This window comes from Sanguibacter inulinus (assembly GCF_013415325.1).
Taxonomy (GTDB): domain Bacteria; phylum Actinomycetota; class Actinomycetes; order Actinomycetales; family Cellulomonadaceae; genus Sanguibacter; species Sanguibacter inulinus.
The window spans coordinates 19,867-35,831 of the sequence record NZ_JACBYE010000029.1; the positions used below are offsets into that span (position 1 = coordinate 19,867).

The 15,965-nt window shown below is 70.2% G+C and carries 18 protein-coding genes and 2 riboswitches; of the genes, 14 read left to right on the forward strand and 4 right to left on the reverse strand.

Annotated elements, in window-relative coordinates; genetic code table 11:
• Nucleotides 1-41 precede the first annotated feature (41 nt).
• From purD to purQ, 10 genes are all read left to right on the forward strand, one after another.
• A complete protein-coding gene (purD, locus tag HZZ10_RS12020; protein ID WP_179913691.1) occupies nt 42-1,331 on the forward strand; it encodes a phosphoribosylamine--glycine ligase in 1,290 nt (429 codons plus the stop codon).
• A complete protein-coding gene (locus HZZ10_RS12025; RefSeq protein WP_179913692.1) occupies nt 1,328-2,275 on the forward strand; it encodes a phosphoribosylaminoimidazolesuccinocarboxamide synthase in 948 nt (315 codons plus the stop codon). Before purD ends, HZZ10_RS12025 begins: the two co-directional genes overlap by 4 nt.
• A 195-nt stretch (nt 2,276-2,470) precedes the next feature.
• A complete protein-coding gene (locus HZZ10_RS12030; RefSeq protein WP_179913693.1) occupies nt 2,471-3,241 on the forward strand; it encodes a DUF1206 domain-containing protein in 771 nt (256 codons plus the stop codon).
• A 57-nt stretch (nt 3,242-3,298) separates the two neighbouring features.
• Nucleotides 3,299-3,652 (forward strand): PadR family transcriptional regulator, encoded by a 354-nt coding sequence (locus HZZ10_RS12035; RefSeq protein ID WP_228087506.1) that lies wholly within the window; start codon nt 3,299-3,301, stop codon nt 3,650-3,652.
• 27 nt (nt 3,653-3,679) lie between these two features.
• Nucleotides 3,680-4,291 (forward strand): hypothetical protein, encoded by a 612-nt coding sequence (locus tag HZZ10_RS12040; protein WP_179913694.1) that lies wholly within the window; start codon nt 3,680-3,682, stop codon nt 4,289-4,291.
• Nucleotides 4,284-4,901, forward strand: coding sequence for a hypothetical protein (locus tag HZZ10_RS12045; protein ID WP_179913695.1), 618 nt, complete (start codon nt 4,284-4,286; stop codon nt 4,899-4,901). The genes HZZ10_RS12040 and HZZ10_RS12045 overlap by 8 nt, the downstream gene beginning before the upstream one ends.
• Nucleotides 4,902-4,987: 86 nt before the next feature.
• Nucleotides 4,988-6,025, forward strand: a complete 1,038-nt coding sequence (locus tag HZZ10_RS12050) for a siderophore-interacting protein (protein WP_179913696.1) — start codon at nt 4,988-4,990, stop codon at nt 6,023-6,025.
• Between the two features lie 11 nt (nt 6,026-6,036).
• Entirely contained in the window at nt 6,037-6,567 is a 531-nt protein-coding gene (locus HZZ10_RS12055; RefSeq protein WP_179913697.1) for a DUF4303 domain-containing protein, read from the forward strand.
• A gap of 208 nt (nt 6,568-6,775) precedes the next feature.
• Nucleotides 6,776-7,054 carry a phosphoribosylformylglycinamidine synthase subunit PurS gene (gene purS / locus HZZ10_RS12060; protein ID WP_179913698.1) on the forward strand — a complete coding sequence of 93 codons (279 nt, stop codon included), beginning with the start codon at nt 6,776-6,778 and terminating at the stop codon, nt 7,052-7,054.
• Nucleotides 7,051-7,767: a phosphoribosylformylglycinamidine synthase subunit PurQ gene (gene purQ / locus HZZ10_RS12065; protein WP_056127322.1), complete on the forward strand. Its 717-nt coding sequence runs from the start codon at nt 7,051-7,053 to the stop codon at nt 7,765-7,767. Before purS ends, purQ begins: the two co-directional genes overlap by 4 nt.
• Before the next feature lie 126 nt (nt 7,768-7,893).
• Here the strand turns inward: purQ and HZZ10_RS12070 are convergent, their stop codons facing one another.
• Together HZZ10_RS12070 and HZZ10_RS12075 are read right to left on the reverse strand one after the other, a co-directional pair.
• Nucleotides 7,894-9,171 (reverse strand): O-succinylhomoserine sulfhydrylase, encoded by a 1,278-nt coding sequence (locus tag HZZ10_RS12070; protein WP_179913699.1) that lies wholly within the window; start codon nt 9,169-9,171, stop codon nt 7,894-7,896.
• A gap of 6 nt (nt 9,172-9,177) precedes the next feature.
• Entirely contained in the window at nt 9,178-9,609 is a 432-nt protein-coding gene (locus HZZ10_RS12075) for a rhodanese-like domain-containing protein (protein WP_179913700.1), read from the reverse strand.
• A gap of 6 nt (nt 9,610-9,615) precedes the next feature.
• Nucleotides 9,616-9,720, reverse strand: a riboswitch (SAM riboswitch).
• Nucleotides 9,721-9,830: 110 nt separating this feature from the next.
• A riboswitch (SAM riboswitch) is annotated at nt 9,831-9,944 on the forward strand.
• Nucleotides 9,945-9,991: 47 nt separating this feature from the next.
• Here HZZ10_RS12075 and HZZ10_RS12080 point away from each other — a divergent pair.
• The 3 genes from HZZ10_RS12080 to HZZ10_RS12090 all read left to right on the forward strand — a co-directional run bounded on the left by HZZ10_RS12080 (nt 9,992) and on the right by HZZ10_RS12090 (nt 12,376).
• Nucleotides 9,992-11,422, forward strand: coding sequence for an aminotransferase class V-fold PLP-dependent enzyme (locus HZZ10_RS12080; RefSeq protein ID WP_179913701.1), 1,431 nt, complete (start codon nt 9,992-9,994; stop codon nt 11,420-11,422).
• 349 nt (nt 11,423-11,771) lie between these two features.
• Nucleotides 11,772-12,167 carry a hypothetical protein gene (locus HZZ10_RS12085; protein ID WP_056127341.1) on the forward strand — a complete coding sequence of 132 codons (396 nt, stop codon included), beginning with the start codon at nt 11,772-11,774 and terminating at the stop codon, nt 12,165-12,167.
• Nucleotides 12,155-12,376, forward strand: a complete 222-nt coding sequence (locus HZZ10_RS12090) for a hypothetical protein (protein ID WP_179913702.1) — start codon at nt 12,155-12,157, stop codon at nt 12,374-12,376. The genes HZZ10_RS12085 and HZZ10_RS12090 overlap by 13 nt, the downstream gene beginning before the upstream one ends.
• Before the next feature lie 130 nt (nt 12,377-12,506).
• Here HZZ10_RS12090 and HZZ10_RS12095 read toward each other — a convergent pair whose 3' ends face one another.
• Complete coding sequence (locus tag HZZ10_RS12095; RefSeq protein ID WP_179913703.1) at nt 12,507-13,121, reverse strand: pentapeptide repeat-containing protein; 615 nt, start codon at nt 13,119-13,121, stop codon at nt 12,507-12,509.
• Between the two features lie 99 nt (nt 13,122-13,220).
• Nucleotides 13,221-14,105: a hypothetical protein gene (locus HZZ10_RS12100; RefSeq protein WP_179913704.1), complete on the reverse strand. Its 885-nt coding sequence runs from the start codon at nt 14,103-14,105 to the stop codon at nt 13,221-13,223.
• 513 nt (nt 14,106-14,618) lie between these two features.
• Between HZZ10_RS12100 and HZZ10_RS12105 the strand changes: the two genes are divergently transcribed.
• Nucleotides 14,619-15,728 carry an FAD-dependent oxidoreductase gene (locus HZZ10_RS12105; RefSeq protein ID WP_179913705.1) on the forward strand — a complete coding sequence of 370 codons (1,110 nt, stop codon included), beginning with the start codon at nt 14,619-14,621 and terminating at the stop codon, nt 15,726-15,728.
• Nucleotides 15,729-15,965 lie beyond the last annotated feature (237 nt).

A 15,965-nucleotide genomic window follows, 5' to 3' on the forward strand; every position in this document is an offset into this window, starting at 1 on the left:
CCCGCTGTCGTCTGCGGGCTCGGTCAGTAGACTCCCGTCTCGTGAAGATTCTCGTCGTCGGGTCCGGTGCTCGTGAGCACGCCATCGTCCACTCGCTCGCGCAGGAGGCCCCCGCCGGGGGACGGCACGAGCTGCACGCGGCGCCCGGGAACCCGGGGATCGCCGCCCTCGCCACGCTGCACGAGGTCGACGCCCTCGACGGTCGCGCCGTCGCCGAGCTGACGCAGCAGATCGGCGCCGACCTCGTGGTCGTCGGACCCGAGGCTCCGCTCGTCGCCGGCGTCGCCGACACCGTCCGGGCGACCGGGACCCCGGTCTTCGGCCCGAGCGCCGACGCCGCGCGGCTCGAGGGCTCGAAGGCCTTCGCCAAGGACGTCATGGCCGCAGCCCACGTGCCGACCGCGAAGGCTCACGTCTGCTCGACGGTCGACCAGGTGGGTGACGCCCTCGACGACTTCGGTCCGCCCTTCGTCGTCAAGGACGACGGCCTCGCCGCTGGCAAGGGTGTCGTGGTGACGAGCGACCGGCTCGAGGCGCTGCGCCACGCGCAGGAGTGCTTCGCCAACCCGGACCGCGGGGGAGACCCGCGCGTCGTCGTCGAAGAGTTCCTCGACGGACCCGAGGTGTCGCTCTTCTGCATCAGCGACGGCCAGACCGTCGTGCCGCTCGCCCCCGCGCAGGACTTCAAGCGCGCTTTCGACGGCGACGCCGGCCCCAACACCGGCGGCATGGGCGCGTACAGCCCGCTCCCGTGGGCGCCCGAGGGGCTGACCGCCGAGGTGGTCGAGGCGATCGCGCAGCCGACCGTCGACGAGATGCGCTCGCGCGGGATCCCCTTCGTCGGGGTCCTCTACGTCGGGCTCGCGCTCACCAGCCGCGGCACCCGCGTCATCGAGTTCAACGCGCGCTTCGGCGACCCGGAGACCCAGGTGGTGCTCTCGCGCCTCGAGACCCCGCTGTCCGAGCTGCTGCTGTCGGCCTCGACGGGTCGGCTCGCCGACCTCCCGGAGCTCCGCTGGCGCGACGACGCCGCGGTGACCGTGGTGGTGGCCTCGGACGGCTACCCGGCCGCCCCACGGACCGGCGGTCCGGTCACAGGTGTCGGCGAGGCCGAGAACCTCCCGGGCGTGCACGTGCTGCACGCCGGCACGACGACCGACGACGAGGGTGTGCTGCGCAGCGCCGGTGGGCGTGTGCTCTCCGTCGTGGGAGTCGGCGAGACCCTCTCCGAGGCGCGGCGGCTCGCCTACTCGGGTGTCGACCGCATCGTGCTGCCCGGCTCGCACCACCGCACGGACATCGCCGAGCAGGCTGCGGCGGACGCCCGATGAGCGCGCAGACGCAGGGCGACGCGCCCCTCGAGCTCTCGGGGTGGCGGCACGTCTACTCCGGCAAGGTCCGTGACCTCTACGAGCCCGACCTCTCGCACTACGGCGGCGTGCACCCGCTCGGCGACGTCGTCCTCGTCGTCGCATCGGACCGCGTGAGCGCCTACGACGCCGTGCTCAGCCCCGGGATCCCCGACAAGGGGACCGTCCTGACGCAGCTGAGCCTGTGGTGGTTCGAGCAGCTGACCGACATCGTCGGGAACCACGTGGTGAGCACCGAGGCGTCGGCGATGCCCGGTGACGGTCTGGTCCCCGACGCCGTCGCGGGGCGCGCCATGGTGTGCCGCCGTCTCGAGATGTTCCCCGTCGAGTGCGTCGTCCGCGGGTACCTCACAGGGTCTGGGCTGGTCGAGTACCGGCAGAGCCGGTCGGTGTGCGAGGTCCCGCTGCCCGAGGGCCTCGTGGACGGGTCACGGCTGCCCGAGCCCATCTTCACGCCGGCCACCAAGGCCGAGGTCGGGGAGCACGACGAGAACGTCAGCTTCGAGGTCGTGGCCTCGACCATCGGGCTGGAGGACGCGACCAGGCTTCGCGACCTGACCCTGGCCGTCTACGCGCGGGCCGAGAGCATCGCGCGAGAGCGCGGCATCATCCTGGCCGACACCAAGCTCGAGTTCGGGGTCGACCCGGCGACGGGCGAGATCATCCTCGGCGACGAGGTGCTCACGCCGGACTCCTCCCGCTTCTGGGCAGCAGACCGCTGGGTGCCCGGGCAGGCGCAGCCGAGCTTCGACAAGCAGCCGATCCGTGACTGGCTCGTCTCGGCAGAGTCCGGGTGGGACAAGGACGCGGGCACCCCGCCGCCCGCGCTGTCGGACGAGGTCGTCGAGGCGACCCGTGACCGGTACCTCGACGCGTACAGGCGGCTGACCGGGGCTGAGCTCTAGGAGCTGGGCTGACGTGCGTGGCTCGCTCAGGCGGAGCGGGCTGCGCACGAGCGACGCCTGGCCCTGTCACGTGACGTGGGGCCTCGTCTGAGGTGTCCCGGCGGGCGCCTGCGACGAGCCTGCAGCGACGTGGCGGTCGTCACGTCGGCCGCGGCTGGGCGTGCGCTGTGAGTCACCCGGTGCCAGTCTCGACCCATGACTGGAAACGTTCAGAGTGCAGCCTCCCGCGCCGGGGACCACCCTCTCGTCGAGAAGGGCGCACGGCTCGGCTACGGCGCGAGCGGTGTCCTGCACCTGCTCCTCGCCTGGGTGACCGTGCAGCTCGCGTGGACCTCGGGCGGCGAGCAGGCCGACCAGGAGGGTGCCCTGCAGAAGCTCGCCGGCGACGGAGCCGGCCAGGTGCTGCTGTGGGTGCTGTTCGTCGGCTTCGTGCTCCTCGCGCTGTGGCAGATCACCGAGGCTGTCGCCTGGGGCGAGGCGAAGGACCGCATCAAGGCGGCCGCGAAGGCCGTGACCTACGGAGTGCTGGCCTTCACCACGGTGTCTGTGCTCACGAGCGGGTCGAGCGGCGGTTCGGGTGGGGCGACCTCCAGCCTCATGTCGTCGGGTGCCGGCCGCGCCCTCGTCGGTGTCGTCGGCCTCGGTGTGGTGGCTGTCGGGGTCTACCACGTGGTGAAGGGTTGGAAGGAGAAGTTCCTCGAGGACCTCGAGTCGAGCCCCAGCCGCTGGGTCCGCCGGGCCGGACGCATCGGCTACATCGGCAAGGGCGCGGCGCTCGGCGTCGTCGGTGTGCTGCTCGTCGTCGCCGCCGTGCAGAGCGACCCGGAGCAGGCTGAAGGGCTCGACTCCGCGCTCCACGCGCTCGCCGGGCTGCCCTACGGTCCTGTCCTGCTGACGCTCGTCGCGATCGGGTTCGCCGCGTACGGGGTGTACTCCTTCGGGCGCGCGAAGCACGCGAAGGTCTGAGCTGCTCGGCGCCACGTATCGCTTGACGATATATATCGGGATCGCTAGCGTCGTGGCATGACCCCGTTCCGGATGACGCAGCAGGCGTACCTCATCCTGCTCACGCTCGTCGACGAGCGCCAGCACGGCTACGGGGTCATCAAGCAGGTGGCCGAGCTGTCCGGGGGTGACGTCACGCTCGCCGCGGGGACGCTCTACGGCAACCTCGACAGGCTGCTCGCCGCCGGGATGGTTGCCGCCGACGGCGAAGAGATCGTCGACGGCCGGTTGCGCAGGTACTACCGCGCGACCGACCTCGGCGCGCAGGCCGCGCAGGCCGAGACCGAGAACCTCGCGCGCCTCGCGGCCCGCGCCCAGCGGCTGCTCGACCGACCCCGAGGGCTCAACCGCCCGGTGCTCGGGGGTGCGTGAACCATGACTGGCAGGGGGACTTCCAGGATGACGACGGCTGAACGGACTGCCCGGCTGTGGCTGCGGGCGTACCCGCGCCGGTGGCGCTACGACTACGGCGAGGACCTCGTGGGGACGCTGCTCGACCTCGCCGGGCCTGACGCACGGACAGTGCGGGTGCGCGACGGCGTGTCGGTCGTCAGAGCCGGGTGGTCACTCCGCTGGCGGGAGCACCCGCCGCTGCTGCCGTGGTTGGGGTACAGGTTCTTCGAGATGAGGTTGCCTGCCCGTTACCGGTACTGGGTGATGGACGACCTGCTCGACAGGTTCTACACGGCGCGCATGGCAGCGGTCGGCTTCGTCACCGTGGCGGCACTCTTCCTCATCCTCAGTGCCGCCATACCGTCCCTCAGGTCCGTGCTGATCCCAGACTCGTGGGATCTCCCGATCATGTTCGGTCTGACAGTCGTCCTGCTCGCGGTGCTGCAGCCCCGCGTGGCCCCGCGCCGAGTCTGGCGGCGTCAGATCAGCACCTGGCTCCCGCGTGACCTTCGTCCGCGCTCTGAGCGCTGGAAGGCGGACGTCGAGCTGGCCCAGTACCGGGCGGCGCTGCGTGCCGACGGCGAGGCTGGTCCTGCTGGTGGTGAGGCACATGGCTGACGTCGACCGTCGCGCGTCGCGGCGCGAGCTCTCCGCGCGGCTGTGGCTGCGGGCGTATCCGCGCCGGTGGCGCTACGCCTACGGCGAGGACCTCGTGGGGACGCTGCTCGACCTCGCGGGGCCAGACGCACGAGTGGTCAGGCTCCGGGATGGGCTCTCGGTGCTCCGCGCCGGCTGGTCGCTGCGCCTGCGTGAGCACCCGCCCCTGGTGCCGTGGCTGCGGTACAGGGTCTTCGAGAGCGATCTCCCAGGCCAGTACAGAGTCTGGATGATCGACGATCTCTTGGGACGCCTGCACGGGGCCCGGTGGTACGCGGGATACATGGTGATCCTGGCTCTGATCTTCTCCATCATCTCGCTCGTGTCGAGGGATACGCAGGTCGTCCTGTCTGCGCTGAGCGCGTGGCCCGCCTACCTCGTCCTGGGAGTCGTGAGCACCGTCGCGTGGCCTCGGGCGAAGGCGCGACAGGTGTGGCGCAAGCACGTGAGCGGCTGGGTCCCACCCGAGCTCTTACCTCGAGCAGAGCGTGCTGCGGCAGTCCAAGAGCTGGTCGAGTTCCGTGCCGCGACCGGGTACGTGAGCGCACCGCACCGCCTCCACAGCACCTGACGAGCGTCGGTCGTGTGGGATCTTCCACAGGACGAGAGGCCAGCGAAGCCTTACCTGCCGAAGGTTAGGCATGCCATACTCGAAGCATGACGACGACAGCGACGACCGAGACCGTCACGAGCGCCGAGCCCGCGTACCGCGTCTTCGACGTCACGGTCTCCCGGGTGCAGCAGCTGAGCCCGTCCTTCGTCCGCATCACGTTCACGGGGCCTGACGCCGCTGCCTTCGGCACCGACGGTCTCGACCAGCGCATCAAGCTCGTGCTCCCGAACGAGGCCGGCCACCGCCCGGACGCCGCAGACTTCGAGGGTGACAGCTGGTACGCCGCGTGGCGCGAGCTTTCCGACGAGCTCCGCTGCCCGCTGCGCACCTACACGGTCCGTGCCGTCCGCCCGCACGTCGGGCTCGGTGAGATCGACATCGACCTCGTCGTCCACGTCTCCGAGGACGGCCACGACGGACCGGCCGCCCGCTGGCTGAAGACCGCCGAGGTCGGCACGCCCTGCGTCCTCATCGGTCCGAACGCACGCTACGACGGACCGCCGTCCGGCATCGAGTGGGCTCCGCCCGCCTCCGCGAGCACGCTGCTGCTCGCCGGTGACGAGACTGCCGCCCCCGCCATCTGCTCTATCCTCGAGTCGCTCGCCCCCGGCACGCAGGCGCACGCCTTCGTCGAGGTCCCGCTCGAGGGCGACGCGCTGCCGCTCGACCTGGCCGAGGGCGTCTCGATCACGTGGTTGCCGCGCAGCCGGGGCGGCGCGACACCGGTCGAGCACGGCAGTCTCCTCGACCGCGCCGTCCGGTCCCACATGCAGCTCTGCGCCGCCAAGCAGGCTGCCGGGCTGTGCGACATGTCGTGCCACGAGGTGCCGATCGAGCGCATCACCCTTCCGGCCCGCCCCGCCGCGGCCGAGCTGGACGATGTGGACGTCGACCAGAACATCCTGTGGGAGGTGCCGACGGTCGAAGACTCCGCGCGCCCCCTGACCGACTGCTACGCCTGGATCGCCGGCGAAGCCGGCGTCATCAAGCTGCTCCGCCGCCACCTGGTGAGCGACCTGGGCATCGACCGCCGCTCGGTCGCCTTCATGGGCTACTGGCGCCGCGGCAAGGCCGAGGGCTGACCCGAGCGGTCGTGACCGCTCCTGACGTCTCGGCGGCCTCGGTTCCCGATCCTGCCCTGACGGCCGAGATCGTCCACGGGACGCGGCTCGCAGTCCAGCAGCTCCACGACGAGCACCCCGGACCGTTCTGTGTCTACGCGCTCGCCACCAGCGGTGAGGCGCTCCGGCCGTATCTCATCGTCACCCCGGACGACGCGACCCGGTGGGACCTGCCGGACAGCCCTTTCGCCGTCTATGGAGACGAGCACCTCGCTGGGCTCGAGGAGCTCTTCACGGCGCGTGGCGATCTCTTCGACATGTCTGCAGAGCAGGCCCAGGCAGAGTACGACCTCCGACTGGCATCGATGGAGGCGGCCCTCCGAGCCCTAGACGCCGACGGTCTCTTCGCGGCGGGGGACGCCCGGGCAGATGTTCTGCTCCTCGTGACGACGATGCCGCCGGACGAGACCGGTGTGGAGAGCGCGCGACGTCTCAACCCGGCCAGCCCGCTCCTGGCATCTTGGCTAGACGAGGCCGCGGAGGTCGGGTCGGCCGAGCGCTGACCCCGAGGGGCAGCAGCCTCGGAGATCAGCGGGGTGCCGGTGATGCCACGCCGAGGCGTACCGCGAGACGCGCGCACGCCCGCGCGCAGCCTCGCGATAAACTGTCCGCGAAGCACTCAGAGGACCGCCTGGCCGTCTCTCGGCCGGGGCCTCGCGCGCTTCCGCCCTCACGCCCTCGCGTGACCAGAACCGAGCACTAGGAGCCCCCGTGGGACGCGTAGTCGTCGACGTCATGCCCAAGCCCGAGATCCTCGACCCGCAGGGGAAGGCCGTCGCCAACGCCCTGCCGCGCCTCGGTCTCACAGGCTTCACCAGCGTGCGCCAGGGCAAGCGCTTCGAGCTCGAGGTCGACGGGCCGGTGACGGACGAGGTCCTGGCCGCCGCCCGCGAGGCCGCAGCGACGGTGCTCTCCAACCCGATCATCGAAGACGTCGTGGCCGTCGTCGACGCCGCGAGCCTCGACGCCGTCCAGGGCGCCCAGGCATGAGCGACGTCCTCACCGGCGCGCGCATCGGCGTCATCACCTTCCCCGGCACGCTCGACGACCGCGACGCGGCCCGCGCCGTCCGCATCGCCGGTGGCACCGCGGTCCCGCTGTGGCACGCCGACGCCGACCTCCACGGGGTCGACGCCGTGGTCCTGCCGGGTGGGTTCTCCTACGGCGACTACCTGCGCGCCGGGGCGATCTCCCGCTTCGCACCTGTCATGGACGTCCTCGTCGACGCCGCGAAGGGCGGGCTCCCCGTCCTCGGCATCTGCAACGGCTTCCAGATCCTCACCGAGTCGCACCTGCTGCCCGGCTCGATGATCAAGAACGAGTCGCTGTCCTTCCTGTGCCGCGAGCAGCGCCTCACGGTCGAGAACGCCGACACCGCCTGGACGCGCGGCTTCCGTGCCGGCCAGGAGATCACCATCCCGCTCAAGAACCAGGACGGGCAGTTCGTCGCCGACGAGCGCACCCTCGACGAGCTCGAGGGCGAGGGCCGCGTCGTGTTCCGCTACGCGGGCGAGAACCCCAACGGCTCGCGCCGCGGGATCGCCGGCATCACGAACGCCGCCGGCAACGTCGTCGGCCTCATGCCGCACCCCGAGCACGCTGTCGAGGTCGGGTTCGGGACGGCCGCCGAGGCCGGACCCCGCGCCGGGACCGACGGGCTGACCTTCTTCACCTCGGTGCTCGGCACGCTCGTCACCGCCTGACGCAGCGGCACGGCCAGCACGACAGCACCTCAGCACTACCAGTACGACGCACGAGGCCCCAGCCGGATCCCGGCTGGGGCCTCGTGCGTCGTGGCGGTCCGTCCGCGAGGGCCGGACCGCCGCCTCTCAGGCCTGGAGCGCGATCTCCAGGTCTTCGATGAGGTCCTGCACGTCCTCGAGCCCTACGCTCAGGCGCACCGTCGTCTCGGCGATGCCGACAGCGGCGCGGCCCTCGGGGCCGATCCTGCGGTGCGTGGTCGTCGCGGGGTGCGTGATGAGCGACTTCGCGTCGCCGAGGTTGTTCGAGATGTCGATGACCTCGAGGGCGTCGAGGAAGGCGAAGGTGCGCTTCTTGGCCGACTCCGGGTCGGTGCCCTCGGGGACAGCGAGGTCGAAGGTGACGACGGTCCCGCCGCCGGTCTGCTGCTTGCGGGCGAGCTCGTGCTGCGGGTGCGACGGCAGGAACGGATAGCGGACCCGGGTGATCCCCGGCAGCGTCTCGAGGTGCTCGGCGACCCGCAGCGCTGCGGCGGTCTGCGCCGCGACACGGATCGGCAAGGTCTCGAGTCCCTTGAGCAGCACCCAGGCGTTGAAGGGGCTGAGCGAGGGTCCGGTGTTCCTGATGAACTTCTGGACGGGCCCCTCGATGTACTCCTTCGACCCGAGGATGGCCCCGCCGAGCACGCGGCCCTGCCCGTCGATGTGCTTGGTGGCCGAGTACACCACGACGTCGGCGCCGAGCTCGAAGGGCTTCTGCAGGATCGGCGTCGCGAAGACGTTGTCGAGGACCACGACGGCGCCGGCGGCGTGCGCGAGCTCGCAGACGCGCTCGACGTCGACGATGTCCTGCATCGGGTTGGACGGGGTCTCGAAGAAGACGACGTCGGCCGGGGTGGCCAGGGCCGCCTCCCACTGCTCGGTCTCGTGGCCGTCGACGTAGTCCACGGTGACGCCCCAGTCGGCGAAGATCTCGTCGAAGATCACCACGGTCGAGCCGAAGAGCGCTCGGGCCGAGACGATGCGGGACCCGGACTTCACGAGGGCCGCGAGGGAGGTGAAGACTGCAGACATGCCTGTCGCCGTCGCGTAGCAGGCCTCGGCGCCGTCGAGGAGCCGCAGGCGCTCCTCGAACATGTGGACCGTCGGGTTGCCGTAGCGGGAGTAGATGAAGCGGTCGGTCTCGCCCTTGAAGGCGGCCTCGGCGTCGGCGGCCTGCGCGTAGACGTAGCCCTGGGTGAGGTAGATCGGCTCTGAGGTCTCCTGGAACTCGGAGCGGACCTGGCCGCCGCGGACAGCGGCGGTCGCGGCACGGACCGTGCGCGGAGGGCGAGCCGGGTCGGACGACGGGACGTTCGGTGCGGTCGCGGCCGAAGCGCCGGCCGGGGCGTCAGGGGTGGTCGACATCCTCGTTCACTCCCCAGCGGTGTAGGAGGTGCTCGGCAGCCCGCGCAGGCGCCAGCCGTTGACGGTCCGCCCGCCGGAGAGGTCCGTGTCGCCCTCGAAACCCTCGAGCACGTTGTACGACGGACCGAAACCGGCTGCCGTCGCGTCCACAGCCGCGCCGATCGAGCGGTTGCCCGAGCGGCACAGGAAGATCACCGGGCGGCCGTCGCCAGGTGTGAGGCCGGCCTCGGCCAGCTGGTCGAGGAAGCGCGGGTTGGGGCCGAAGGCCGTCGCCCACTCGGTGAAGACGACCTCGCGGTCGCCGTCGAGCGGGGAGAGGTCGGGGACGCCGATCTGCTGCCACTCACCGACCGTGCGTACGTCCACGAGGACGGCGTCGGGGGTGGTCTCGAGCAGGTCCCAGGCCTGCTGCGGGGTGAGGTCGCCTGCGTAGCTCATGTCATGCCTCCATCGGTCCGTGGCGGTAGCACCCTCGCCCCGACGTCGAGCTCGTCGGAGGGGTTGCTGCGGCGTCGTCGTGCCAGGTCACTCAGCCGCTCTGGATGGTTGTCCCTCTGAGCATCGCCCTCGACCCCCAGAATGAGACAGCCCGTCCAGCATGCAAGACAGACTGCGCTCGCTGATTGACACCCCCGGAAACCTCGCCAATCCTTGACGCAGGTCATGAGTGCCAGCGTGTAACCCCGGTTTGCTGGCCGGCAACCCTCCTCCGCGGTGGGGTGCCCCGGGTGACGACCTGGCCGGAACCAGATGGTCTCCGGCAAGCGCGGGAATCGGTCGAACCCATGTGCGTCGATCCCCACCACGTCCTGGAGGATCTATGTCTGCCACCCCTGAAGCCCAGTCCTGCCTGCCTGTCGTCGGCTCGGACACCCTCGTCCCGCTCGTCGACGGCCGGACGGTCACCTACGCCAACCTCGACTGCGCAGCGAGCGCCCCTGCGCTCCAGGCCGTCGCCGACCGCGTCACCCAGGTGCTGCCGCTCTACGCCTCCGTGCACCGCGGCGCGGGCTACCTCTCGCAGGTCTCGACTGCCCTCTACGAGGCCTCGCGCCAGACCATCGGCGCCTTCGTGGGTGCCCGGCCCGACGACGTCACGGTCGTCACGCGCAACACGACAGACTCGCTCAACCTGCTCGCCGGCTGCGTCCCGGCCGACGCGGACGGCACCCCCGGCCGGGTGCTCGTCCTCGACGTCGAGCACCACGCCAACCTCCTCCCGTGGCAGCGGTCGACCGGCGGTGCGACCGTGCTGCACGGTGCGGAGACCGTGGCCGAGACCCTCGAGGCGATCCGGGCCGAGCTCGCCCGGGCGCCCTACGCGCTGCTCGCGCTCACCGGGGCGTCGAACGTCACCGGCGAGCTGTTGCCTGTCGCCGACGTGGTCGCGATCGCCCACGAGGCGGGGACGCGTGTCGCGATCGACGGTGCTCAGCTGGTGCCGCACCGCCGCTTCTCGCTCGCCGAGACCGGGGTCGACTACATCTCCTACTCGGGCCACAAGACGTACGCGCCCTTCGGGTCGGGGGCCCTCGTGGGCCGTCGCGACTGGCTCGACGCCGGGACGCCCTACCTCGCCGGTGGTGGGGCTGTCCGCCAGGTCGACCTCGACCAGGTGCAGTGGACGAACGCCCCGGCGCGGCACGAGGCCGGCTCGCCGAACGTCATCGGCGCCGTGGCCCTGGCCGCTGCCTGCGAGACCCTCGCGTCGCTGTCCGCGGGCACGCTCGAGGCGCACGAGGCCTACCTGCGCGAGCGACTGGTGAGCGGCCTCGAGTCCATCCCGGGCGTCCAGGTGGTCCGGGCCTGGGCCGACGCGTCCGACCCTGTCGGCGTTGTGACCTTCTCGGTCGTCGGGCACGACCCGGGCCTCGTCGCTGCCTACCTCTCGGCCGAGCACGGGATCGGCGTGCGCGACGGTCGCTTCTGCGCCCACCCGCTCCTCGCCCGGCTCGGCTACGCCTCGGGTGCCGTGCGGGCCAGCGTGGGCGTCGGGACCACCCAGGAGGAGGTCGACCGTCTGGTCGCCGCCCTCGAGACTTACGTGACTGACGGCCCGACTGCTCGTTACGAGATCGTCGACGCCTGCTGGACCGTCGCCGACGACCCGCGTCCGCTGCCTGAGGGATCGGGTCTCTCGGGGCTCATCGCCACTGCCGCGGCCGGGTTCATCGCGGGGGCTGCCGGCTGCGGCCCTGTCCCGGAGCCGCAGGCCTCGGCTGCGCGTGCAGGATCGCTCGTCGACGCCTGAGCGCTGCCTGTCTGACCGTCACGATCTCACGGCTGTGTGCCGTGCTCGCCGCCGCGGGCGCTCCTGGAGCCCGCTCGGCACTCCGCCCCGGCTGGTCCACCCGGCCGGGGCGGAGCCGTGCCGGCGGGTCCACCCGGCAGGCTTCGTCGCGTGCGCTTAATACCCGGTGGAGCCGCCCGTGCGCTTGAAAGTCCTTTTTAGGTGTAGTGTCACTTATAGCAGGTCAATGATGACTTGCGTATATTGGAGGCACAAGATGCGTAATATCAAGAAGTCCATAGCCGGTTTGGTCGTCGCGGGTTTGATGACAGTTGGCCTTGTGTCGCCTGCGACGGCAACCGAGTCACCAGTGTTCGATGAGCTTCCTGTCGCGGAGTTCGCGGCGACGGAGGCGGGAGGTGGCGGAGCCCAGCTCGTTCCTTTCGGATCCGGGAGCCTCATCGTCTCGGTCCCGGACGACGTCGATCAGGCGCCCCTCATCGAAGGGCAGCGGACCTCTAGGCTCTCGGTCGGGCTCGGATGGACGTTCTACGTCTATCTCAACCGGACTGACCAGGCCGTGCTCGCCGGCGGGGGTGCCACGAGCCTGGGCATCTTGGTTTGCGCGATCCCGGGTGTCGGAATTCCTGCGTGCGCAGCTGTTGCGGGACTCCTCGTCGCAGGCGCTACATACATCGCGCTCAACGGTCTGTGCCCGTCCCGTCTCGAGCTTGCCGTGGGGAAGGGGTCCAAGTGCGTCAGCTAGGGCGCGAGGTCGCCGCCCTCGTGGCCGGGCGCCGCCAGAGCCTCGTCGCTGGGGTCGTGATCCTGCTTGTCGTCCCGGGCGCCGCTGCGGCTGGCTCGGCCAGCCCGGTCGTGACCTACCTCCAGGTCCTCTCCGGTGCGGTGGTGGTCGCGTCGGCCCTCTTGATCGCGTGGGTGCTCGTTCGACGACATCTCGGTGGCAGGCGCTGAGCCTCAGACTTCCGAGGGGCTGGACAGCTCTGGCTGTGGTTCGCGGAGACGGGACTCGGCTCTGCGTCTGATGCCCTCAGTGAGTGTCGAGAGCGCGCTCCAGCGGTCGGGGCGACCTGGCGTTCCGGTCTCACTGGATCGAGATGCCCAGGTGTGCCGCGAGCAGCGGAGCGAGGTCGAGGAACTGGTCGGTGCTGACCGTCGTGCCCTTGAGGCCCGTGATGCCTGTCAGCTGACCGAGCTCGGCGCCGCGCAGGTCGGTCCGGGTCAGGGTCGCCCGGCTCAGGGTGAGCTGGGCGATGCGCGTCCCGACAAAGCTCATGCGGGTGCCGCGCGCCGAGGAGAGGTCGAGCTCTCCGATCACGCAGTCGGTGAAGGTGACGTCCGCGAGGCGGGCCTCGCGCAGGTTGAGGTAGTCGATCTTGGTGCTGTGGAAGGCGACACGTGACCACTGCGAGCCGTAGGCCTGGACGCCGCCGAGGCGGCTCGCGCGGACCTGGGTGTCCTGCCAGTCGCCGCTCGAGATGTCGAGGGTCGCTGCGTTGACCGTGTCGAAGGAGCAGTCGCTCACGCGTGACGAGGCGAGCTCGGCGCCCGACAGGTCCGTCCCGGTGAAGCTGCACTCGATGATGCGGGAGTCGACGGCGTCGATGCCGTTCAGGTCGGTCCCGTCGAAGGTCAGGACCTCCACGTAGGCCTCTGGGCTGAAGGCTGCGGCGGTGCCGAGGGTGTCCGGTTCAGGCATGCGACCAGCCTCTCACGAGCGCCTGACAGCCGATGTGTCCGCGCGTCGGGGCCCTGGGACGCTCGGTGATGCTGCGCCATCGAGACGCGCCGCGCTGGCCTAGTTCGGAGCCGGAGCCGGAGCCGGTGTCGCAGGAAGCAGGGCGTCGATCCTCTCGTTGATCCAGGCGAATGCACTCGTCAACCAGTCGAATCCCAGTCCGCTGGTCATGATCAAGGACAAAGAGGCAAGGATGAATAGTGTCCACCACGTCAATGCGTGCATCGCCCACCGATTGGTCCAGAAAGCAAACTTCCAGAGCCAGCGCGGTCGACTGCTGGAGTGCACGTACACCGCGGCGACCGAGCCTAGGCCAAGTGCGATGCAGGCTATGAGCAGGCCGAACGTGAATAGGGCTGCGAACATCTGGGTCACGATGACTCCGACGTGCACGCCATCGGCATCGAAGATGGAGCCACCATCGCGTAGAGCTGTCGCCAGGGCGTCCAGAGCGTCCGCGTGGAGCGGAGGCTCGACGAGCCAGAGTGCTGAGAGGACTCCGGCGATCACTGCAATATAGACGGCTGCGAGGCGCGCGGCGATGCCTCTGCCGTCCACTGCGCCGCGGCACCACAGCACGGTGAAGGTGATAGTGACTACGACCGTGGCCAGGATTGAGAGTCCTGCCATCAGCCCCGCGATGAGGACTGCGTTTCTCACGTACGCGGTCACGATAGTCACGAGGACGACGAGGGCGACGAAGGCTGCCGCGAGTTCTTCATCGTTCGTCCTCGTCTTGGTGCTGCCGCCTGAAGGGAACTGTGCTCGAATTCTTGCGAAGACGTGCCAATCGGTCGTCGCGAGGGAGTGCGCCACTGCGCTGTTGAGGGAGACTCGACCGTGTCCGTGCCCCCCGAGCAACGGCGAGAATGCTAGGGCGATAGGGGTGCCGAGGAGGATGCCGAGAATGGTAAAAGCCAGGCTCGTGCCGTCAAAGTTCTGCATCGGGACCCGCCCTGTCTGCCGGAGGTTTCTGGAGCCTGCCGACCAGGGCACCGAATGCGGCCGTCAGGGACGTGGATCCTAAGAGGAAAACGATGTCCCAGAGGTGTTCGCGAAAGAAGGTAAGTAGCAACTTTCCTCTTCTGGGTCATGGGTGGCGGCTCGAGGGGTGGGGCTGGCCTCGGTCGTCGCGCTCTGGACGGAGAGATGGCGGATGGTGCGGTAAAACCGTAATCGGGATAGAGGTCACGAAGCGGGACGAAGGTCATGGGTGAGAGATGAGACGAGGGCTGTCTGGACCGGCTCGCCAACCCGGCTCGGTGACGGTGCGGGTCGCTCCTCTACGCCCTTGTTCGTCGAGGCCGGCGGCGCCTGCAGTGTCTTCGCACTCGTTCAGAGGTATGGCTAGATCGCAGGCGACTGTCTGTCGGCGCCGTGTGTTCTCCAGCTGGCCGGGAACATCCGGCGGACCGACGCGGTTACCGTAGTGCTTGAACCTTCAACCAAGGAGTGCACGTGTACGACGTCGTCGTGATCGGGGCTGGTCAGGCAGGGCTGTCGGCCGCCCACCACCTGCGACGGCGCGGGCTGGTGCCCGGCGTCGACATGGTCGTGCTCGACTCGGGCGACGGGCCCGGGGGAGCGTGGCGCGAGCGCTGGGACTCCCTCACGCTCGGTGCTGCGCACGGTATCCACGACCTGCCTGGCCTCCCGCTCGGCGACCCTGACCCGGCCGAGCCCGCGTCCGCCGTCGTCTCCAGGTACTACGGGGCGTACGAAGAGCGCTTCGGGCTCGACGTGGTCCGCCCTGTGCGGGTGCGCGACGTCAGGCCGCTCGTCGGAGAGGCAGGTGATGAGGTCGTCGAGGGCGGGACTGGCGAGGTCGTCGACCGCGGTGTCGACAGGACGTCACCTCTCGTCGTGAGCTCCGACGCCGGCTCGTGGACCACCCGCACCGTCGTCAGTGCGACGGGCACGTGGACGCGTCCGCACTGGCCCGCCTACCCGGGGCGCGAGACCTTCCTCGGCAGGCAGCTGCACACCCACGACTTCGTCTCGGCCGAGGAGTTCCGCGGCAAGCACGTCGTGGTGGTCGGGGGAGGGGCCTCCGCAGTCCAGTTCTTGCTGCAGATCGCCGAGGTCACCACGACCACCTGGGTCACCCGGCGCCCGCCGGTCTTCGACGTCCGCAGCTTCGACCAGGAGTGGGGTCGCGATGTCGAGCGGCGGGTCGTCGAGCGGACCTCCGCCGGCCTGCAGACCCTGAGTGTCGTCGGCGCGACTGGGCTCGCTCTCACGCCCGTGTACCAGCAGGGCATCGACGACGGCGTGCTCGTCTCCCGGGGTATGTTCACGCGGATCACGCCGGCAGGTGTCGTGTTCGAGGACGGCGAGGTCCAGGCCGACGTCATCCTCTGGGCCACCGGCTTCAAGCCGGCCGTCGACCACCTCGCGCCGCTTCGCCTGCGCGAGCCGAGCGGCGGCATCGCGACGGACGGCGTGCACGTCCCCCGTGACCCCCGGGTGTTCTTGGCCGGGTACGGCGCCGGGGCCTCGACCATCGGTGCGACCCGGACGGGGCGGGCTGCTGCGCTCGCGGCGCTGGAGCGGGTGGGGCGGCGGTGAGTCGGGCGAAGGTGTGGGGCTGTCGATCCAGCACTTCTGTAGTGCAATATGCCGCAAACCTATACAGAAGCCCCTGGTGCCCATATCGTCGCAGGACGAGTTATTCGGGCACATGACTGCCTTGCGGCGCACAGGTGCGCTGCTAGGCGCGGACGGAGCGATGATGAAGAGACGACTTCTGACGATGCTGACTGTCTCGTCGGCGACGACCCCCTCAGGCAGCTACGGCTGCTTGTG